General features: G+C 43.7%; 13 protein-coding genes. 6 read left to right on the forward strand and 7 right to left on the reverse strand.

Annotated elements, in window-relative coordinates:
• Positions 1–3: 3 nt before the first annotated feature.
• Together AC3CH4_RS20675 and AC3CH4_RS20680 are read left to right on the forward strand one after the other, a co-directional pair.
• Positions 4–3,156, forward strand: coding sequence for an efflux RND transporter permease subunit (locus AC3CH4_RS20675; protein ID WP_004731746.1), 3,153 nt, complete (start codon positions 4–6; stop codon positions 3,154–3,156).
• A 333-nt stretch (positions 3,157–3,489) separates the two neighbouring features.
• Positions 3,490–4,176, forward strand: a complete 687-nt coding sequence (locus AC3CH4_RS20680) for a MaoC family dehydratase (protein WP_004731744.1) — start codon at positions 3,490–3,492, stop codon at positions 4,174–4,176.
• 157 nt (positions 4,177–4,333) lie between these two features.
• Here AC3CH4_RS20680 and AC3CH4_RS20685 read toward each other — a convergent pair whose 3' ends face one another.
• Positions 4,334–5,149, reverse strand: a complete 816-nt coding sequence (locus tag AC3CH4_RS20685) for a phosphate ABC transporter substrate-binding protein (protein ID WP_017087313.1) — start codon at positions 5,147–5,149, stop codon at positions 4,334–4,336.
• Positions 5,150–5,458: 309 nt separating this feature from the next.
• Between AC3CH4_RS20685 and AC3CH4_RS20690 the strand changes: the two genes are divergently transcribed.
• A complete protein-coding gene (locus AC3CH4_RS20690; RefSeq protein WP_372332861.1) occupies positions 5,459–5,821 on the forward strand; it encodes a DUF3024 domain-containing protein in 363 nt (120 codons plus the stop codon).
• A gap of 167 nt (positions 5,822–5,988) precedes the next feature.
• Here the strand turns inward: AC3CH4_RS20690 and AC3CH4_RS20695 are convergent, their stop codons facing one another.
• Both AC3CH4_RS20695 and rnb read right to left on the reverse strand, forming a co-directional pair.
• Positions 5,989–6,795 (reverse strand): helix-turn-helix domain-containing protein, encoded by an 807-nt coding sequence (locus AC3CH4_RS20695; protein ID WP_004731740.1) that lies wholly within the window; start codon positions 6,793–6,795, stop codon positions 5,989–5,991.
• A 233-nt stretch (positions 6,796–7,028) separates the two neighbouring features.
• A complete protein-coding gene (gene rnb, locus AC3CH4_RS20700) occupies positions 7,029–9,035 on the reverse strand; it encodes an exoribonuclease II (protein WP_017088444.1) in 2,007 nt (668 codons plus the stop codon).
• Between the two features lie 393 nt (positions 9,036–9,428).
• Between rnb and AC3CH4_RS20705 the strand changes: the two genes are divergently transcribed.
• The 3 genes from AC3CH4_RS20705 (at position 9,429) to AC3CH4_RS20715 (ending at position 15,957) form a co-directional block, all read left to right on the forward strand.
• On the forward strand, positions 9,429–11,438 hold the full coding sequence (locus AC3CH4_RS20705) for a DEAD/DEAH box helicase (RefSeq protein WP_054541796.1): 2,010 nt from the start codon (positions 9,429–9,431) through the stop codon (positions 11,436–11,438).
• Positions 11,439–12,203: 765 nt separating this feature from the next.
• Positions 12,204–13,397 carry an acetate/propionate family kinase gene (locus AC3CH4_RS20710; protein WP_054545715.1) on the forward strand — a complete coding sequence of 398 codons (1,194 nt, stop codon included), beginning with the start codon at positions 12,204–12,206 and terminating at the stop codon, positions 13,395–13,397.
• Between the two features lie 823 nt (positions 13,398–14,220).
• Entirely contained in the window at positions 14,221–15,957 is a 1,737-nt protein-coding gene (locus tag AC3CH4_RS20715) for an amidohydrolase (protein ID WP_065207044.1), read from the forward strand.
• A gap of 485 nt (positions 15,958–16,442) precedes the next feature.
• Here AC3CH4_RS20715 and AC3CH4_RS20720 read toward each other — a convergent pair whose 3' ends face one another.
• From AC3CH4_RS20720 to AC3CH4_RS20735, 4 genes are all read right to left on the reverse strand, one after another.
• Positions 16,443–18,083, reverse strand: coding sequence for an MFS transporter (locus AC3CH4_RS20720; protein ID WP_488543710.1), 1,641 nt, complete (start codon positions 18,081–18,083; stop codon positions 16,443–16,445).
• Positions 18,084–18,156: 73 nt separating this feature from the next.
• Entirely contained in the window at positions 18,157–19,782 is a 1,626-nt protein-coding gene (locus tag AC3CH4_RS20725) for an MFS transporter (RefSeq protein WP_488543711.1), read from the reverse strand.
• A 169-nt stretch (positions 19,783–19,951) separates the two neighbouring features.
• Complete coding sequence (locus AC3CH4_RS20730) at positions 19,952–20,434, reverse strand: hypothetical protein (RefSeq protein WP_054545711.1); 483 nt, start codon at positions 20,432–20,434, stop codon at positions 19,952–19,954.
• Positions 20,413–21,174 carry a winged helix-turn-helix domain-containing protein gene (locus tag AC3CH4_RS20735; RefSeq protein ID WP_488543712.1) on the reverse strand — a complete coding sequence of 254 codons (762 nt, stop codon included), beginning with the start codon at positions 21,172–21,174 and terminating at the stop codon, positions 20,413–20,415. The genes AC3CH4_RS20730 and AC3CH4_RS20735 overlap by 22 nt, the downstream gene beginning before the upstream one ends.
• Between the last annotated feature and the right edge of the window lie 58 nt (positions 21,175–21,232).

Consider the following 21,232-nt stretch of genomic DNA (forward strand, 5'->3'; position numbering starts at 1 on the left):
TTTATGTTAAGTCGTTTCTTTATTCAAAGGCCTAAGTTTGCCCTTGTCATATCCATAATATTAACGCTGGCGGGTGCGATCTCTCTCGCTATCTTACCAGTGGCCGAATATCCAAAAATTAGCCCACCATCGGTCAGTGTATCGGCATTCTACACGGGTGCCAGTGCTGAAGTTGTGGAACAGGCGATAGCCGACCCCATAGAGACGTCGGTGAATGGCGTAGAAGATATGATCTACATGTCTTCTAAAAGTGCTAACGACGGTTCATACAATCTTAATGTGACCTTTGATGTCGGTACTGATGCTGATATGGCTCAGGTCAACGTTCAGAACCGAGTAGCCCAAATCGAATCGAAGCTTCCACAAGAAGTTAGAATGGTCGGCGTAACGGTTAAGAAACGTTCACCTGACCTTTTGATGGTATTGAACTTCTACTCTCCAAACGGTGAGTATGACGATCAGTTCCTAATCAACTACGTAAACTTAAACATTAAAGACCAACTGGCACGTGTGTCTGGTATTAGTGAAGTAAACGTGTTGGGCGGCGGTGAGTATTCGATGCGTGTTTGGTTAGACCCTGAGAAAATGGCTAACCTGAACTTAACAACATCCGATGTGTATGGCGCATTGGCTGAACAAAATGTTCAAGTCGCTGCCGGTCGTATTGGTGCCGCACCATACGCCAATCCACAAGAAGTACAGTTCAACTTGGTGACAAAAGGCCGCTTAGAAACGGCTGATGAGTTTGAAAATGTTGTACTTCGCGCAAATCAAGATGGTTCAACCGTTTACTTAAAAGACATTGCACGCGTTGAGTTAGGTAAAAAATTCTACGATGGCAATGGTAAATATCGAGGACAAGATGCTTCAATCGTAACGCTGTCACTTCAGTCAGACGCAAACGCGTTGGAAAGTGGCAAAGCGGTCATGGCGATGCTGGACAATCTAAGTACGAACTTCCCTGAAGGTGTGGCTTACGAGGCGAGTTATGACACCACGGTCTTCGTTGCTGAGTCGATTAAAGGCGTAGTGAAAACGCTGATCGAAGCTATCTTGCTGGTTATCGCGGTGACTTATCTGTTCTTGGGCAGTGCGCGTGCAACCTTGATTCCTGTGGTTGCGATTCCGGTGTCGTTGATTGGTACATTTGCCGTCATGCAGATGACCGGCTTTACCATCAACACGGTAACCCTGTTTGGTTTGATATTGGCGATTGGTATCGTAGTAGATGATGCGATATTGGTTATCGAGAATGTCGATACCACGATGGCTAAAGACCCAACGATTTCACCGCGTAAAGCAACGCTGATTGCGATGAAAGAAGTAACGGGACCTATCGTTACCTCAACCTTGGTTCTGTTAGCGGTGTTCATCCCTGTAGCGATGTTGCCGGGTATTACTGGCATCATGTATCGTCAGTTTGCTCTGACTATTTGTATCGCTGTTGTTATCTCTTCTATTAATGCTCTAACGCTGTCACCAGCATTGTGTTCACTGGTTCTCAAGCAGGGCGGTGGCAACACAGCTCGTTGGTACCAAGCGTTCAACCGTGGCTTAGAGTCTGTTACTAACAAATACGGCCAAATCGCCGGCTTCCTTGTGAAAAAAGGTGTTCTGCTGTTCACCTTCTTTGTTGTGGCGCTAGCAGCGGTTACTTACTTCGCGAAAACGACGTCAACCGCGTTTGTACCTCAAGAAGATAAAGGTATTTTGCTGGTTAACGTGCAGCTTCCTGACGCGGCATCACTGTCTCGTACAGAAGATGTGACTGAGCAGTTGCTAGAGATGGTTGAGCAAGAGCCGGGTGTTGATGGTGTGACACTGGTAAACGGCTACGCATTCATGACAGGCGCTTCTGCTTCGAATGGCGCGTCGCTATTTATCAAACTGCATGATTGGGATATGCGTAACGCACTGGATGGTCAACATTCCGCACAAGCTATCTCACAACGTATTAATGGTCGAGCGGCCACTGAACTGCCTCAAGCTATCGTGTTTGCAATGGGACCTCCAGCAGTTCCGGGTATGGGTGCTGCTTCTGGTTTCGAATTTGTTCTAGAAGATACATTAGGTCGTAGTCGTACTGATCTGGCGATGGTAATGAATGACGTGATTGCTGAGGCGAACAAACAGCCTGAGATTTCACATACGTTCAGTACTTTCCGTGCCAACGTTCCTCACTACTATGTCGATATCGACCGTGAGAAAGCGCAACAGTTAGGTATCCCACTATCGGAAATCTTCCAAACTCTGCAAGGTAATCTTGGTTCACTGTACGTGAACGATTTCACCATGTTTGGTAAGAACTTCCGCGTGACCATGCAAGCTGATAGTGAACACCGTAGCAGCATGGATGATCTCCAACGATTCCACGTGCGCTCGTCTAATGGCGAGATGATCCCGCTCAGTACATTGGTGACTTACGACCAGATCTTCGAACCAGATGTCGCATGGCGTTACAACATGTACCGCAGTGCCGTGATTCAAGGCCAACCAGCACCGGGTTACTCAAGCGGTGATGCGATTGCTGCAATGGAACGTGTAGCCGCTGAAGTCTTACCTCAGGGTTATCAGTATGAATGGACAGGCATGGCTTACCAAGAAGTCTTGGCAGGCAATCAAGCGATCTTTGCTTTTGCACTGGCTCTGATCTTCATCTACCTGTTTATGGTGGCTCAATACGAGAGTTGGACAATACCGATAGCGATTATCTTGGTGGTACCGGTTGCAACCTTAGGCTCCTTCTTAGCGTTGAATCTAACAGGCACACCGTTGAACCTCTATGCGCAAATTGGTTTGGTTCTCTTGATAGCCTTGGCCGCGAAGAACGCAATCTTGATTGTAGAGTTCGCAAAAGTGGAGCGTGAAGAGAAAGACGCATCAATTGAAGATGCGGCAGTGAAGGGCGGTACGCTGCGTTTCCGTGCTGTGAATATGACCTCTTGGTCGTTCATTTTAGGTATCTTCCCGCTTATCTTCGCAGCGGGCGCAGGTCACGTGAGCCAGAACTCGTTGGGTATTTCATTGATCGGCGGTCTGTTATGTGTGTTGTTAGCGGGTACGTTCCTAATCCCAGGCTTCTATGCATTCGTGCAACGTAAGCGTGAGAAGGCACACGGTGGTACGACTAAGTTGATTCCACTTGATGACGAATAGGAGACTTAACACCGGTAAGATTAACGCCTTTCAAGGCTAATCCCTTGCAGGATTAAATCCTTATAAAAACTGAGGCTTAGCATTGCGCTAAGCCTTTTTTATTCTGCTTGTGAATAAAAACGCCATTTATATAATCAAATGTTCGTTTTGTGATGGAGCTAACACTCTAATTTAGGTTTTGTAATAAAATGATGTTTTATTATTAAGTGTCTGTTTAATATGGAAATAACAGTGTTCAGCTAACGAGTGTATGCTCGAAAACATTTGCACAATAGTGTGAAGTGTTTCAAAATTAACTAGTTATATTGAAATTTTTTGTGCATTGAGGTTCTTATGAAAGTCATTGATTTATTTAAACACCGAGGCGACAGCGTGTCTTCGCAACACTCAGAGTTTATGCAATGGATGTCTCCAGCTCTTAGAGATTACTGGGGTGACTTTCTGAATCGTACGCAAAATAGCCATTTCTTTGCTTGGGTTCGTGATCACCACAAACCTGCTGTAAATGAAGATGCACCAGAGATGCCAATAGAACAGCCGCTCGTATTAACGCGAGAAGCACAGCTTGTGTTTGATGAGCTTAATCAGCAGATCGGTGAAGTTATTCATACTGGCGACTGGATCAATGTTAGTCAAGACCGTATCAACCAGTTCGGCCTTGTTACTGAAGATATGCAATGGATCCATACTGAACCTTCTAAGGCTGAAACAGATTCTCCGTTCAAAACAACCATCGCACATGGTTTTTTGACTTTGTCTCTGCTTCCTAGACTGACTGACAGTGTTGATCCTGATAAGTCTCAATTCCCAACAGCGAAGATGGTTGTAAACATTGGTCTCAACCAAGTACGTTTCCCATATCCTGTAAAATCGGGCAGTAACGTTCGTGCTAAAAGTACGCTAACAAAAGTAACGCCAATTAAGAAAGGCCTAGAGATTGAACGCGAAATTCGCGTAGAAATCGAAGGTATTCGTCGTCCTGGCGCTGTGATTGTTTCGGTAATCCAACTTCACTTCTAGAGTTTTTTTGTAAGAGGAACTGCTTTAAGCGAAGATTATAGATTCAAAAAAAGAGAGAGCTTAAGGCTCTCTCTTTTTGTTTGTGTCTATCAAGGCGATATCATCAGCATCCTAATAACATCACTAAAAGTACTTATCTTACTTCATTCGTGAATAGCTACTTAATACGTGTGTAGCCGTACTCTTCGATAAGATCTTGCCCTTGCTTTGACTTCACGAACTTGATGAAATCTTTGCTCTCGTCAGAAACTGATTCAGTTTTGTGCAGCAACAAGAACGGGCGAGCCAATTCATAGCTGTGGTTAGCAATGTTCTTAGATGTTGGCTCTACACCTTCAAATGTAATTGCCTTAATCGAACGGTCGATCGAACCTACAGAGATAAATCCAATCGCGTGTGGGTTATGGTTAACAATCGTTTTAACCATGCTGTTGCTGTTTACAACCAAGTTATTTGGGTTGATGTCAGAAACTAGACGATCATTAATGATTTTCGTTAAACCAAGCAAGCTTTCGAAGCTATAGCGTGAACCAGAAGACGCTTCGCGAGTTACAACTGCGATAGGCTGATCCGCACCACCCACGGCTTTCCAGTTCGTAATCTTGCCTTTGTAGATATCGAATAGCTGCTCACGTGTAACGTTGCTTACAGCGTTTGAGCGGTTAGTTACGACAGCTAGGCCGTCAAAGGCAATTGGAAACACCTTCAACTTCTCGTCCTGTTCGCGGTCGGTTAAATAACGCGAGCTCATACCGATATCAGAGACACCTTTGTTAACCATGGTAATACCCGCTGTAGAACCGATGCCCTGAACCGCAATATAGTTATCAGGGTGAGTCTTGTTGTACTCCTCAGCTAATACATCCATCACTCGTGATACTGAAGTGGAGCCCGAAATAGTGGTTTCTTGTGCTAAAGCAGCTTGAGAAGACAGGGCTAAGGATAAAAGAGAGGCAAGCGCGACTCGTAACATAAACAACTCCTAGTTAATAACATTTGCTGGCTATGATAGGTCGGTTATATGACACTTTTGTGAAATTCTATACGGATACGTTATAGCAGTTAGTCTGGTTAGTGAAAGACAGTGTGGCTGCCAAAATGGCACTGGTTAATGGAATTTAGACGGCTTTGCCCTTTTAGAATGTGTTTACTGAAGAAGGATTCGTTTCTGGGAGCAGGGCGGGTATTTTGTTTGCACTTGTTCGCTAAAATGATCGTTGAGTCCTAAGCTAAGTAGAGGAATTCACTACTTAGAAGTTTCTATGAAGTTACAAGGGGTGTTATGTCCGTTATTCATATAGAACTGAATCGTCTTTTAATTGGAGCTGAGAGGCTCTGTATTTCACGAAATCGTAGTTTACCTGTAGAGCTAGGCAAATCCCTTTATGAAGAGTGTGAGGGTGGTGTGCTGTTTTCTCAGGCGCATTATCTACTCGACTCATCTCATAGTGATTATACCAACGAGATCGCCTGCGTTACCTTTGATGAGTCGTTATCTTGCTGGGTGGTGATGGTGCCACTTGAAGATAATGCGGAAACCGACTCTGTAAATTGGGGACCTTACCCTTACCTTCCTCAATCCAAGGATCTTGATGCTATTTTGGCTGAAATAGAAAAAGACCCTAAATCCTACTTCTGGTCGTGACCATTTTACTTAGGCGTTCGCTGGTGGTTTGATACCAAAAACGAACGACCTTCGTAAATTCCCACCAACACATTTCAGATTTATACTTTTATCTGCATCTGCATCTGCACTCGTACTTTCTAAGACTGTTCAACCAATAAGACAGTACAGCCAATAAGATTGTGCAACTAATAAGACTGTGCAACCAAAGAGCGGAAGTCTTTTGGAGTCTTGCCATGATAGGTTTTAAAGGCTGTACTGAAGTGTGCCGCGCTTTTAAATCCAGATTCATAAGCGATTTGAGTAATAGATTTATTCGATGTTCTGAGCTGTGTCGCTGCATGGGCGATTCGCTTTATCTTTAATAGATTTGAAAAGGAAAGGTCTTCAGCCGACAAACGGCGCTTAAGTGTGGCTGGTGACATCCCCATATAGCTGGCTAGGGTATCGAGTGAGATATTATTTTCAATGTTCTGTTCAATGTAATGAATGACCTTTTGCGTCACGGTTAACCTTGACGCTCGGGCAATAATAACTAACAGAGCAGGGTGCTGCTCGACCATTAGAGAGAGCAAACCTAAACCTAATTGAGTGAGTGCGTAGTCATTCTGAGTCGATGAATGAACGAGCGACATGATGAGCTCTTTCAATTGGCATATTTCGGTATCAGTTTGATTAAACTTAATGTATTTATCTGGGACTCGTGTGGGTTCTAAATCGCTGAACTGATTAATGAATTTCTGAAAAATAGCTAAATCAAAATCTACACAGGTTGCGCTGAATTCGCCATTTTCAGTGTCAACGGTGATGTCTTTAATCTGACCAGAATTGTAAAGAGTAAAATCTCCGGCTTGCAATGAGGCTTCAGTCCCATCAGGTAGCACGAAAGAAATACTGCCTTTAGAAACGATGAAAATACCGTTTTTAGAGGCGGGGTAACGTTCCCGTTTCCTGGGAATGAAGTTTCTGAATTGAGTAACTGTGATTGATGACATAGTGCGCTTCTTTGACGTTGTAAACTGATTGCTTATTGATTGTTTTTTTTAAGTATTGTTTAAGCATGAGACATTTACAAAAAAGGCGCTAATAATTAGCGCCTTTAGAAGTGAACCTTTGAAGCTTTTGACCTTGAAAGCTATAACCTTGAAAGCTATAACCTTGAAAGCCTTAACCTTGCAAGCTTTGACCTTGAAAGCCGTAACCTTGAAAGCCGTAACCTTTAAAGTTCTTAAGCTTCGGTTTCGTTTGTCGTTTCAGGCTCGCTAGGCAAGTCCGCAAATACTTGAGTAGGTTTTGCTACTAAGTTACGGTTTTCCTGATTAACTTCGAAGAGAACTACTTCTAAAACGTCTCCCAGTTTGTATACCATTTCTTTATCGATAGATACAGTACCCATATCACCGTTGCACTCTATTCTCTCTTTATTATCAATAATGAGAGAACCAGGGATAAATGCAGCTGCACCATTCTCAAGCAGACGCACACGCATACCAGCACGGTTAATGTCGAAGATCTCTGCTTGGAAGCGAGTCTCTTCTACAGGAGCGTTTGCTAGAGTACGAGCGTACAACCAATCGCCAACATTGCGCTCAGCCATACCGTGGTGACGGCGGTGCAGGGCAAGTTCATCACCAATAGTTTCGTCTGGTGTTTGAATTGGCGCTTTACCTAGGATGTGAGCCTTAAGCATACGGTGGTTAATCATGTCGCCGTATTTACGAATTGGAGAAGTCCACGTCGCGTAAATGTCTAAACCCATCGCGTAGTGTGGCGCAGGTTCATTGCTGATCTCGCTGTACGCTTGGAATTTACGAATACGGTTGTCGTAGTAGCTGTTGTCTAGAGAGCCTAACCAACGACGCAGAGTAGCAAAACCTTCCAGAGAAACGATCTGCTCTTCTGTAAATGGTGTTTCGGCTTCTGGATTAACCAGTTCTAGAACGTCTGCTACTTTCTCTGCTTTAAATCCAGAGTGACAGTTAAAGACACCTTGGTTAAAGCTTTCTTTTAATACTCGACCTGCACAGATGTTCGCGCTGATCATAGATTCTTCAACCAACTTGTTTGCAGTGCGACGCATGTCTGCGTGGATAGCGACAACATCGTTATCTTCGCTAAGTTCAAAGCGGTAGTCAGGGCGGTCTGGGAATACAACAGCGTTTGTTGAGCGCCATGCTGAACGTGCTTGTGCAAATTGGTGAAGGTCAGAAACAATAGCAGCGATCTCTTCTGATGGTTGCCATTTGTCTGATGCACCGGTTTCTAGCCAGTCAGATACGTGGTCGTAAGCAAGACGAGCATGAGATTTGATGTTCGCAGCGAAGAAGTTAATGTCATCGCCGATAACACCCTCTTTAGATACTGTTACTGTGCAGCAAAGTGCCGGGCGAACTTCGTTCTCTATTAGTGAACATAAGTTGTCAGCTAGATCACGCGGTAACATTGGGATGTTACGACCTGGAAGGTAAATAGTGAAACCGCGCTCACGAGCCACTTTATCCATCGCATCATCTGGAGAGATGTAAGCGGTAGGATCAGCAATCGCAATAGTTAGCTCAAAATCACCGTTCTCTTTCTTCTTAGCGTAAAGCGCATCGTCCATATCTTTTGTGCTTTCGCCATCGATAGTCACAAAAGGGACGTGAGTCATGTCGATACGTTCAAGATCAGCGTCGTCTTTGATCTGCCAGTCGTCGATGCCTTCAGGTTCGCTGTTTGGTAGGTCGTTTTGTGCAAGCGTTACCCACCAAGGTGCGATCTTGTCGTCAGCATCTGTGATTTTTTCAGAGATTTGAGCCAAGAATCCGTTGTCACCTTTTAACGGGTGTTGAATGATATGAGCAACAACCCAGTCGCCTTCTTTTAGCGTTTCAGGGTTTAGCCCCTTTTTTGCTTTCGCTTTAAGTTGCAGCTTTTTCAGTTGTGGGTGATCTGGAACAACGTTCAAACGACCTTTAAACAACTTCACTCGTGCAATAAAACGAGTAAGACCTTGTTCAATCAATTCCTCAGGCTCTGCTACTTCGCGATCTTTCTCGGTGCGAATGATGGCAATTACCTTGTCACCGTGTACACATTTCTTCATGTATGGAGGTGGAATGAAGAAGCTGGTCTTGTTATCGACTTCGAGAAAACCAAACCCTTTTTCAGTGGCTTTGATTGTACCTTCCTTTTTAGGGAGGGTTTCTTGGATTTGCTGTTTGAGTTGAGCGAGTAGAGGATTATCTTGAAACATTTTGACTTTTATCTATCGAGGACAATTGAGCACACTATAATCATTGCGAGGCTTGATTACTACTTAAAGGCGAAGTGAGCGTTAATTAATTGCCCTCTTATTTAACTAGGTCAATTTGCTAGAAGATGGGTGCTGTGACGAGATATTCATCAAGTTTTGACGATATGATAACCAGTATTGATGTAAAAGCGAAAAATATGTGATGTATTTCAATTTTTTCTGGATTTTTTTATGCATTTAGGGAATAATCCGCCTCCCTTAGACGTCCCTAATGGCTTGAAGTGTTTTATTACTGCTTCGTAACTCTGAATGGAATCAGTATCTGATTGGATCAGTATTGGAATTGATAGAGCTCCCGGGACCTTTTGTTTACTTATATATAGTGGGATCCCAATGTCCGAATCTGTAATTCAATTTAATGAATTAGCCCTTAACGATAACATTCTTTCAGCTCTTGATAGCATGGGTTTCGTTTCTCCGACTCCAATCCAAGCAGCAGCTATTCCTCTTCTTCTTGAAGGCCGTGACGCACTAGGTAAAGCACAGACTGGTACTGGTAAAACAGCAGCATTCTCTCTGCCTTTACTTAACAAAATCAACCTGAACCAACACAAACCACAAGCAATCATCATGGCTCCTACTCGTGAGCTAGCGATTCAAGTTGCTGCGGAAATCAAAAACTTAGGTCGTGACATCAACGGTCTTAAAGTTCTTGAAATCTACGGTGGTGCTTCAATTGTTGACCAAATGCGTGCTCTAAGCCGCGGTGCTCACATTGTTGTTGGTACTCCAGGTCGTGTTAAAGACTTACTAACTCGTGACCGTCTACACCTAGATGAAGCACATACATTTGTTCTTGATGAAGCAGATGAAATGCTAAAAATGGGTTTCGTAGATGACGTTACTTGGATTCTTGAGCAAGCTCCAGAAACTGCACAACGCGTACTTTTCTCTGCAACTATGCCTCCAATGGTTAAGACTATTGTTGACCGTTACCTACGTAACCCTGCACGAGTTGACGTTGCTGGTACTAACCACACAGTTGACAAAGTAGCGCAGAATTACTGGGTTGTTAAAGGCGTAGAAAAAGACGAAGCAATGTCTCGTCTTCTAGAAACTGAAGAAACTGACGCGTCAATCGTATTCGTACGTACTCGTCAAGACACTGAGCGTCTAGCTGATTGGCTATCTGCACGTGGCTTCAAAGCTGCTGCATTGCACGGTGATATTCCTCAGTCTCTACGTGAGCGCACTGTTGATCACATCAAACAAGGTGTTATCGATATCCTAGTTGCAACTGACGTTGTAGCACGTGGTCTTGATGTTCCACGTATCACTCACGTATTTAACTACGACATCCCATTCGATGTTGAATCTTACATCCACCGTATTGGCCGTACTGGTCGTGCTGGACGTAAAGGTAAAGCGATCCTACTAGTTCGCACTAACCAAATCCGTATGCTTCGCACAATCGAGCGTGTAACTAAGTCTCAAATGGAAGAAATCCAACTTCCACAACGTGACGAAGTTGCTGCTGCACGTGTTGCTAAGCTTGGTGCTGAGCTTGAAACTGAGAAAGAGAGCAAAGCTCTAGAAAACTTCGCAGGTTTAATCTCTACACTACAAGAGTCTCTAGAAGTTGATGCTGCTACTCTAGCTGCAATGCTTCTTAAGCGTCAGCAAGGTAAGAGCCCACTATTCTACGTTGGCGAAGACCCAATGATCGCTGCTATTGAGCGTGATAAGAACCGTCGCAAAGAGCGTCGTGAAGATCGTGACAATGGCCGTGACGGTGGTGGTCGTAACTTCAATACTCAAGATTGGGATACGTACCAACTACAAGTTGGCCGTGAGCAAGGCGTTCAGGTTAAAGACATCGTTGGCGCACTAGCAAACGAACTAGGCCTAACTAAAGGTTCTATCGGTGCTATCAAGCTAGACCAAGGTTCTACTTACGTTCAACTGCCAAAAGCAATGAACTCTGAAACTGCTGGTAAGCTAAGCAAACTTCGCATTCGTCAAAAAGAAGCTGGCGCTGTAGTTGTTGATTTCAACGACTTCCGTGAGCCTCGTCGTGGCGGCGGCGGTCGTGATGGCAACCGTGGCGGTCGTGATGGCGGTCGTGGCGGTCGTGATGGCGGCGGCTACCGTGGTAACCGTGAAGGCGGTAATCGCGAAGGTGGTAACCGTGAAGGTGGCAATGGCGGTCGTGGTGGCTACCGTGGCAACCGTGACGGCGCACGTGATGGTAACTCTGCAGGTGGTCGTGATGGCGAACGTCGTTTTGACCGTAACCGTGGTGGTGATCACCGTGGTAACCACCGTGGCGAACGTGGCCATGGCAACGCAGCAGCTGGCAATGGCGGCAACCGCGGTCGTCGTCCAGAGCGCAGCGAAGGTTAATCAACCTTTAGTTTAAGTTGAAATTTACAAGCCAAGTGCTTATAGACGAATAGCTTAAACAGTGAAATTAGAAGCCGAGTATTATGCTCGGCTTTTTTGTGCCTGCTATTTTATTCTTTACGCCTGTAGCACGTCCTAAGCCCTGATTAAGATAGTGCCTCGCATCATAAGGCTGCCACAGTGACATGTGCGTAAAGCGCCGTTTAGCGTGTCTAGCCTAGAGGTATGGGAGTCGAGCGATGTCTAGCAAAAGAAATGCACAGCTATAATGAAAAATGAAAATGGATTTTGAAGTAAGATCTATTCAACCTTTCGATCCAAATAAGTGATCTCTTTATAGTGCTGAGGCGAAGTTAAACGCCTTAAAGTCTATTAGCGGGTATTGGCAACCAACAGCTCTATATTTAAGTGTCGTGCTGTATTTTTTAAGTCGCAGCGTAGAACGCCAGCTTGTTTTTTTGCTTTATGGGCTTAATTTATGAATTGGACTCTTGGATAAGATTTCAATCCTAGATGACTTTGCTCTCAATGTGGTTTGTATGAACCTATCAGTTTCATAACTGCATTTACTTCATCTAATTCAACTATTTTTTAATTTTCGTTCTCGAAAGAAATGAATTGATGACTAAGATCAACTTAATTGTGTTCATTTGGTGGTTTTTGCAAAACAAAAGTTGAAAGATTCAAAAATTATTGAATAATAGACTTAACTAAAATTGAAGCGCAAACTTCACTAAATTCGTACTGAAACAGGATCCATATCCAATGTCTAATTCGTTTGTTCTGGTTATTAACTCGGGTAGTTCTTCCCTTAAATTTGCTGTCATCGATTCTGTTTCTGGTGACGCAGTATTAAGTGGCTTAGGGGAGTGTTTTGGTCTTGAAGATGCTCGTATGAGCTGGAAGCATCAAGGTCAGAAAACAGAAATTGCTATTCAAGGCGAGGGTAACCACCACAAAATTGCCATTGGCAAATTGGTTGGCCTGATGGAAGACTTAGGCTTCACAGCTGATATCGTGGCGATCGGTCACCGTATCGTTCACGGCGGTGAGAAGTTCACTCAAACTGTTCGTATTACTGAAGAAGTAACGAGTGAGATTGAAAGCCTATCTGACTTAGCTCCACTTCATAACCCAGCAGGTGCTATCGGTATCCGTGCTGCAATTGAAGCTTTCCCTTCTTTACCTCAGTTCGCCGTGTTTGATACTGCTTTCCACCAAACAATGCCACAACGTGCATTTACAGGTGCAATTGCAAAAGAGCTATACACAGACTTCGGTGTTCGTCGCTACGGTTTCCACGGTACTAGCCACTACTTCGTTAGCCGTGAAGCTGCGAAAATGGTCAACAAGCCAGTAGAAGAATCGAGCTTCATCTCTGTTCACCTAGGTAACGGCGCATCTGTATGTGCTATCAAAGACGGTAACAGTGTTGATACTTCAATGGGCTTCACACCGCTTTCTGGTCTTATGATGGGCACACGTTGTGGTGACTTAGACCCAGGTATTATCGAATACCTACTTAAGAAAGGCTGGTCACAAGAGCAAGTATTTAACTCTCTAAACAAGGAGTCTGGCTTCCTTGGCGTGTCTGGTCTTACGAGCGATGCTCGTGGCATCTTAGAAGCAATGGAAGAGGGCCATGAAGGCGCTAAGCTTGCATTTGAGGTGTTTACTTACCGCGTATCAAAGTACATTGCTTCTTACCTTGCAACGTTAGATTCTTTAGACGGCATCATCTTCACTGGTGGTATCGGTGAGAACTCTCTACCAATTCGTCGTGAAATCCTAGACAACCTTAAGATTCTTGGGTTCGTTGAAGATGTAGCGGGTAACGAATCGGCTCGCTTTGGTGCAGAAGGCATCATCGGTAAGTCTGAAATGTTAGACGCAGTAGCAATGGTTATCCCAACCAACGAAGAGTTCGTGATTGCTCAACAGTCGGTAGAACTTTTGTAATCTGAACTGAAGTCTAAGCAAGAAAAAGACAATCAAAAGCGAGCCTAAGTGGCTCGCTTTTTTTTGGACGTTGAAATGTTTTAGTAGCTAATAATGTGCAAACAACATGTGCTCACCTTAAAATTTGTCTTACTAACTGAGCGTTCATTATCTTACTCCTATTGTGTAGTGGGAGAAATAATATGAGTTTATTCGATTGTTATCTGAGGTATGCGATAAAGCGCTTCGTGGCCGAGTGAATGAACGTATTTAGGATAAATTAATGGGTTCATTGCTTGTTGTTCTAAGTTTTTGATCAATATTTCATCGCTATTGTTAAGCTTGGTGAATGATTGGTGTTGGCGAACTACTAAATGGTTTTATTCAACGATATCTAGGTTAACAAATAAAAATGATAATAGATAAGAAATTGTTTTACAGCGTGGATTGTCAATAAAAGACGGCTAAATAAGCCTTATAAAGTCTGCATTACTAATAAATAAGGAATGCAGTGATGAGTGTTTATTTTAAATTGTTCGTTGTCATTATATTGGGGACACTATTGAGTTTGTTGATTTTCCCTGAGCTCTCTTCCTTTTCTTTTACGCCTGATGTTGAACATCACTATCCAATAGGCAGTTTTGAAGTTCATGCTTTTTTTGAACAGCACTGGCATTCCTTATAGTTAAAAAATTCATATAAATCATCGTCTTTATCTTTTTTTATATCGCAATTTTATTTCATCATTTTATTTCATTTTAAAATTCTCGAAACGAAATACAGGTTAAGGCAAGTTGAAGAGGAACAAAAATTACAATGAACCCTACACATCTGGAGTTTAACTATGACAACTAAAACAGCTCTTAAGCCTGGTATTCAATACAACGCCGAAACCGTCCTTTACACAGGCAACTTTATTACTATGAATGAAGAGCTTCCAAAGGCAGCAGCGACCATTGTACAAGATGGGAAAATACTATTCGCAGGTACTAAAGATCAGGCTGAAACATTTTTAACCGATAAAAGCTTAGAATATCGCTTAGATGCTCAGTTCGAAGGCAAAACAATTGTGCCAGGTTTTATTGAAGCGCATATGCATCCACTGATTGCAGCATTGTTTACAGGTATGTTTGAATATGGCGGACAATACGACCGTCTAGGTGTAGAAGGTAAGTTACTAAAGGGGTGTGCAACTGCTGAAACATTAAAAGCGCACTTACAAGATCTTAAAAAAGAGCACGACAAGGCAGGTAAAACAGGAGAATGGATCAATCTTTGGGGTTTAGACCCACTGTTGATGACTGATGGGACCATTGTGAATCGTGATTTCTTGGATTCTGTTATTGATGACTCTCCGGTGTTTTTTATGCACGCAAGCTGCCACTTAGCAGGACTCAATACATTAGCGCTTGAAATGTCAGGGTTCAGCTTGGACGACAATGCTGAATTTGTATTACGTGAAAATGGTCGATTGACAGGCGATATTGCCGAAATGAAAGACATCTACCGTGCACTCAATGTTGGAGCATTTAACTACGGAACTGACCCGGCCGTGATCGGAAAGACCTTGATCGATTACGCGAATATTGCCCACTCATTGGGTGTGACTACAGTCTCGGATTGTGGCATGGGCTTGCCGTCGAATCCATATCCGCTTTACCAAGCATTGAGTACCAACCCAGCGTTTAAGCTTCGTATTACGGCTTACCCTTTGGTAGGGCCTTTCAATTTGGAAGACGTAAACACCATGAAGCAGAACGATACAGACAGGCTTTGTATCGGTAGCGTGAAGTATGTGAATACCGATGGCTCAATTCAAGGTTTCACTGCGAATCTGTTAGACGGCCAAACTTATTATAATGGCAAGCCGAGTACCTCGCTGACTCGCGACGTAGAAGAGATCTACGAGTCTGCTTTGCCGTTCCATAAAGCGGGCTACAACATCTCGTTCCACTGTAACGGTAATGGCACCACAGAAAAACTGCTAAATATTATCGAACGCATGCAGAAAGACACACCAATGCCAGAAGCTCGTCACTGCTTAGAACATAACCAAATGGTGACTGATGAGCAAATGGACAGAATGGTCAAGTTAGGTGTGTGTCACAACTTGTTTGGTACTCATATTCCGGTTTGGGGTGACGTACACGCAACACAAACCGTTGGGCCTGAGTATGTCAATCGATTAAACCCGTTCCAAACTTCGGCGAAAAAAGGCATCCCGTTCTCTATTCACTGTGATGATGGCGTAACGCAGGTTAACCCGTTGTTTATGATGTGGGGTGCAATGAATCGTAAGTGCATTTTCTCAGGTAACGTGTATGGAGAAGAAGAGTGCCTAACCGCTGAGCAAGCACTGCACGCTGTTACACTAGGTGCGGCTTATCTAATGGGACACGAAGACAGCAAAGGCTCGATTTGTGCTGGGAAACTGGCTGATTTTGCTGTACTAGACGCAAACCCATTAGAGACGCCAAAGCTAGAGATAAAAGATATTCGAGTACATGCCACAGTGTTAGGTGGCGATGTTTCAGTACACAAAAATGCAACAACGTCAGTGAAAGAACCAGAAATGGCTTAATCATATAAATACAACTTTCACATTAACTCAAAGAGCACGTAAGTGCTCTTTTTTTGTGTCTATAGAAAGCCCTTAAAAGTATTAACTATAAAGTGAGGGTTTGACTGTATCTTTTAAAATTTGCTGCAAGAAGCCGCCTCAGAGCCAAGCATTGGTGGCAAGCAATATAACCAATGTCTGTAAATGCCTGATACTAGCGCCCCTAAATCTAAATTTTCGATTAACGAGCTGAGGGTGATAGAACGCCATTATTCACAAATGTATTTTCTAAAGTTGGATGAGTTGCCAATGGAGAGGGGAAGGTCGAGAGAAACAATATTAGGGCGTTGATACTGGACTATCGTTTTCACAGTGTTTAAGGCGCTTTAATCGATGAGTGGAGTTGTCTCTAAAGGCTTGATAGCTTTGCCTGATGACCTGATGACCTGATGACCTGATGACCTGAGCAAAACTTAAAAAGCCAACCCGTTAAGGTTGACCTTTCACTAGATTTTTAGAGAGTGTTTGAGAGTGGGGGGACGAGGCTGAAGCTTCGGTGGATCGATTCGAGAGCTGACATATCCACCGAGGAGTGAAATCAACACCAGAACCATCATCGCTAAGTTGAAACCAAAAACGCGAGCGTTTGCATTTTCATTTAATAGATATTCAGCTTGATGGTTATCTAACTGATAATTTTTAATCAATGTGTTAACACGGCTATCATCAACATAGGGTACATGAGAAAGTTGGTTCAAATCCGAAACGAAATCTTGAGGGTAGTAGGTCGCGATCTCATGGTTAGAGCGAATGTTGTGGTCCATTGCACCTTGGTTTAATCCGCCAAATAGACTGATACCTAACACCAAACCAATGTTTCTTACCGTTGCTTGTAGGCCACCAGATTGCTCCGCATCTCTTTCACCTAAGGTGCTTGTAATGATGACGGGACATTGGGAAGCCAAAATACCCATCGCAGCCCCTAGCAACGCCATGCCCAAATAGAAAGGGGCTAATATTTGCTGGCTTTGGCTCGATAATATCAATGTTAACCCGGCGAAAAACATTGTAATGAAAGCAATTTGGCAGAGTTTTTTCTGTGATTGCTGTTTAAATATGATTGGAGTCGCCACTGATAGAACAATCATACAGGCAGAGAACAGAAGAATAATGCTACCAGAGTGAGCAGAAGAGAGCGAGATGGCGACTTGCAAGTAAGTGACGGTGACAAAGCTACTTCCGCCTAGTGCAATGTACATCAGTGAAAGTACGATAAATCCCGTTCTTGACGCACTATTTTTGAACCAGCTAAACGGTAAAAGCGCAAAGCCGTGCTTCCTTTCAAACCTAATTTGCTGAATAACAAACAGCGTAAATAGCAAAACGCCTAGGCCGAGCAAAAACAGGGCAGGGCTTAATGGGTAAATCACGTTCAGCCAGTAAGGAACCTTTGCGCCATTTAAGACTGTGAATACGCCCCAATAAGGCATCTTAATTAGCCCTAGAAAAACAGCGACCGTGCTTACTGCACCGAGTATTGCACCAACAACATCGAACTTAGTCGGGCTGTTAGTATGAATAGGACGAATAGCAAAGATGGCCGCCATTAAGCTTGAGAAATAGCACATTGCAATAATAACGAAAGACCAATACCAATCGGTGTTGTCGTGCAGCCAGCCGCTCAACAAGGGGATGATGGCTGCTGCTAATCCGGTGGCAGCGGCCATAAAGCCGAATCCAACAGCGCGATTTTTCCCCGGGAAATGCGCAACCACAAGCGCCAGAACAGCGGGAAGTATGAGCGCAGAGGCAATGCCAGCGAGAGGGCGGACTAAAAGGGATAGGGTGGTTATATCATCGATTGCGATAAAACCAAGTGTGGAAATAAAGCCGATGCTTGTGCCAAGGATCAATAATCGTCGCCAACCAATAATCAAACCGAAAATGCTTGCAGAAAGCATCAAAGCCGCGCCAACAAGTGGTTGAACACTGCTTAGAAACTGGATGTTCGAAATGTCTGTTTGAAAAACATTAACCAGTGCGGAGGTGGAGATAGACAGGTTGGCGACATCTGCCGAGAGTGTGAATTGTGCTAAGCAGAGCGCGATGAGTAACCAAGTTGTTTTGCTATCGTTTTTCTTATCCATAAAATCTCATTAGGTGATTGAAATTACGTCGGGTGAAACGAATAAAGCCCCGGCATTGCCGAGGCTTGAAATGTTACTCTTCGCTCTTCATTAATGAACGTTGGGGAAGTTTAGAGCACAAGGCTAACCCACCAAGCATTAATCCAATCAAAGTAAATAGCGCATAGTGAACCGACTGTAAGCGAGACTCCGCCATGACTTCGATGACAATGCGTTGCTCTTCTTTATCTGCAATCAGATTCTCCATAAGGTCAACTGCCATAGCGTTTGATACGAATGGTAGCGAAGGTTGCTCAATAATGATTTGCTTCGTTTCTGCTGATAGCGCCTCATGTTCAGCTACGTTTGACTTAATCGCACCAGTTAAAGAGAACAGCATCACTGAACCTAGGATAGCCACACCAAACGCTTGTCCTACGTTACGAGACGTCGCTTGAATGCCACCTGATTGTTGAGCCTCACGCTCACTTAGTGCAGACGTTACAACAATTGAAGCTTGAGAAGCCAGTAAGCCAGCACCTGTGCCAAAGATGGTTAGAGAAATGTATTGCCAGAAGGTGATACCTTCAGTGGTAAAGCCTAAGAACATCAGCGCAGTACCTGTCGCAGCAATACTGAAGCCCAATTGGCAAATACGCTGACACGTTAAGTGAGCCAATTTAACTGGAGCACCAAGGGAACCAATCATCATGCCAAGAGCGAACGCACATAATGCCATGCCAGATGAGAATGCACTCATACCCGCGACAAGCTGCATGTAAGAAACGTTGATGAAACCCGTAGCGCCAAACAGTAAGAAGATCGTGGCACACAAGACTAAGCCGACCACAACTTGTGGATTTTTAACATAAGAAGAAGGAAGAAGAGGTGTGCCACCTTGCTCTTCAAAACGGCGCTCCCACACCATCAGCACTTTAAGTAGTGTAGCGCCTAATAGTACTGTTGGAATCGCTGGAGACATGCCAAAAAGGTTGAAGTCAGTTAGGGGCTTGATCAATCCCCAATCAGAGATTTTAAGCAAACCAGTCACGAAACAAAGAAGGCCAACACCTGCTAAGGCGATACCGATAGTGTCGAGTTTACCTTTGAAAGGGCTAGACTCAAGCGTTGGTAGTTTCATGCTACCGAACATCACAAATAAGCAGTAAATGCCTAAGCCGCTGAAAGCGACTTGGAAGCTCGCGACATCCAAAATAAAGCCAAACAACAATGGCGTAACTGCACTTGCGAGGCCAACCAGAGCTGCAATCGCAGAGAACGCGATCGCTTGGTCTTTACCTTTGTAAATACCTGCCACGTTTGCCAGCACTGCAGGGATCAGCAAACAAGCACCTAAACCAGAACCCACACGAGCTCCATAATTTAAGACTTCCATATTTGGAGCTAATGCGGCTGCAAATGACCCCACAGCAAGCATGCCTGCTCCGATGATCATTTGACGCTTCCATCCAATAATCAGACCGATCAGGCCACCAGCGATCATGCCGGCGCCTGCAATAAGCGGGTACATTGCATTAGCCATTTGAATTTGCGGCATGCTTGCACCGTGAAGGGCTATAAGTGCCTCAGTAGAAATAGCCAATCCAGAGTTATCGGCCATGGTTGAAAATTGGGCTGCGAGGAGAACAATTAGAGGGAACCATTTGGCTAACCCTGATTTTTCTTCCGGAGTAGGGAGTGTGGTTGCGGATACCGTCATTGTAGATACCTTTATGTTGAAGAGCGAAAGCTCAAGTCGTTATAGTTATGAAATAATCTTCATCACCATTTAAACCTGTGAGCTCACTTACTCTCCAACCAAAAAAAGTATCTTTAGAAGAAAAAAAATTGTATTTGTAAATTGAGAGATAAAAAAAAGTAAATTAGTACTAACTACCTGATTTCTTGTCTAAAATATAAGATACATCTAAGCCTGCACTTTGCTCGACCTCAATAAAAATTCGACCTTCATTGAGGTTCCAAGCATTCAGACGGATCAAATTACTACCCAGTGGTATGTCAATATTGGTATTTTCGATAAACGCTTCTAAACCTCGCACTTCTCTCTTCTTTATCTCGAAATCGGTACTGACGTGATCAACACGTTTCAATTCTAATGTGACATCGTAGGTGTAGTTAAATTCGTTGTACCGATTGCTTATTGAAAGTCGAATCCCATCGTTTGCGACTAACATCATTGCATTACTGTCAATCCTTGAGTCATCAATATAGACAGCCCCTTTCCCTTCCCATGCCCCTTCATTTAATCGGAGAGGATTATTTAAATATTGATAAGCTTGTGTGCCAAGTACGCCAGAAACGACAATGGCAATGACTATGGATAAAAGGGTTAAAGTTCGACTTGCTGGCATTCCAAAACTCCTCTTATCTCTGAACAAATTCGATAGAACGACTTATTCTTAGACACATATTTTGTCGAGTCTCCGGGTTGTATAGGTAACGAGCTGAGCTCCTGCTCTGTAGCATTGAAGAGTATCCAGTGATTGCCATATTGGTGGCTAATACGCTCAGGTTGATCAGTAAAAAGGCCAGATGCGCAGAGGGCGAAAGTAGCGATAGAGATAGCCAGTAATAGAGTGATTGAATTAACGATACTCCGTGGTGTGGCCTCTGTATTGGTATTATTAGTAGTTACTGAGTTGATCTGTTCGCTGGTGGTGTCAACTGTCTCTACCTCGGTACTTGATATTGTCTGGGCAGTTATTGATACGTCTACGGTCAACTCGTTAGCGTTTGACTCGTTGAGTTTTGGTACTGTGTTGTTGTCAATCTTTGGTGCAACTGCCAGAACATAGCCTTGCTTGGGGATGGTTCTAATCAAAGTTCTATCAGTGTCTTCTAAAGAAAACCTCAACGCTTTAACTGTTTGATTAATTGTTGCGTTTGTCGCGTAAGAGTCTTTCCAAAGTGTTTCTTCGATCGACGAACGTGAAAGGACTTCAGGGAATGTCTTGATGAGTTCGTGAAAGAGGTTGGATTCTCGTGCTCTTAGGCGACTTCGCTCTCCCTGGCTATCTATCACAGCAGAAGTTGGTGAATAATAGAGTTCACCAACTTTATATACTGGTGGCTCTAGGCATAGTTTGAGCATTTAGTCTTCTCACTTACGTAACGTCTTTAAATATGCTAACTGGTATATGTGGTTTTTC

This window comes from Vibrio sp. QJM3NY_26 (assembly GCF_057786005.1).

What these genes read in the sequence shown, in the direction of transcription:
- AC3CH4_RS20695 (WP_004731740.1), bottom strand. Translation starts at nt 6,795, where the DNA reads ATGTCATCAATCACAGTTACTCAATTCAGAAACTTCATTCCCAGGAAA.
- AC3CH4_RS20705 (WP_054541796.1), top strand. Translation starts at nt 9,429, where the DNA reads ATGTCCGAATCTGTAATTCAATTTAATGAATTAGCCCTTAACGATAAC.
- AC3CH4_RS20715 (WP_065207044.1), top strand. Translation starts at nt 14,221, where the DNA reads ATGACAACTAAAACAGCTCTTAAGCCTGGTATTCAATACAACGCCGAA.
- AC3CH4_RS20710 (WP_054545715.1), top strand. Translation starts at nt 12,204, where the DNA reads ATGTCTAATTCGTTTGTTCTGGTTATTAACTCGGGTAGTTCTTCCCTT.
- AC3CH4_RS20735 (WP_488543712.1), bottom strand. Translation starts at nt 21,174, where the DNA reads ATGCTCAAACTATGCCTAGAGCCACCAGTATATAAAGTTGGTGAACTC.
- AC3CH4_RS20690 (WP_372332861.1), top strand. Translation starts at nt 5,459, where the DNA reads ATGTCCGTTATTCATATAGAACTGAATCGTCTTTTAATTGGAGCTGAG.
- AC3CH4_RS20680 (WP_004731744.1), top strand. Translation starts at nt 3,490, where the DNA reads ATGAAAGTCATTGATTTATTTAAACACCGAGGCGACAGCGTGTCTTCG.
- AC3CH4_RS20730 (WP_054545711.1), bottom strand. Translation starts at nt 20,434, where the DNA reads ATGCCAGCAAGTCGAACTTTAACCCTTTTATCCATAGTCATTGCCATT.
- AC3CH4_RS20720 (WP_488543710.1), bottom strand. Translation starts at nt 18,083, where the DNA reads ATGGATAAGAAAAACGATAGCAAAACAACTTGGTTACTCATCGCGCTC.
- AC3CH4_RS20725 (WP_488543711.1), bottom strand. Translation starts at nt 19,782, where the DNA reads ATGACGGTATCCGCAACCACACTCCCTACTCCGGAAGAAAAATCAGGG.
- AC3CH4_RS20685 (WP_017087313.1), bottom strand. Translation starts at nt 5,149, where the DNA reads ATGTTACGAGTCGCGCTTGCCTCTCTTTTATCCTTAGCCCTGTCTTCT.
- rnb (WP_017088444.1), bottom strand. Translation starts at nt 9,035, where the DNA reads ATGTTTCAAGATAATCCTCTACTCGCTCAACTCAAACAGCAAATCCAA.
- AC3CH4_RS20675 (WP_004731746.1), top strand. Translation starts at nt 4, where the DNA reads ATGTTAAGTCGTTTCTTTATTCAAAGGCCTAAGTTTGCCCTTGTCATA.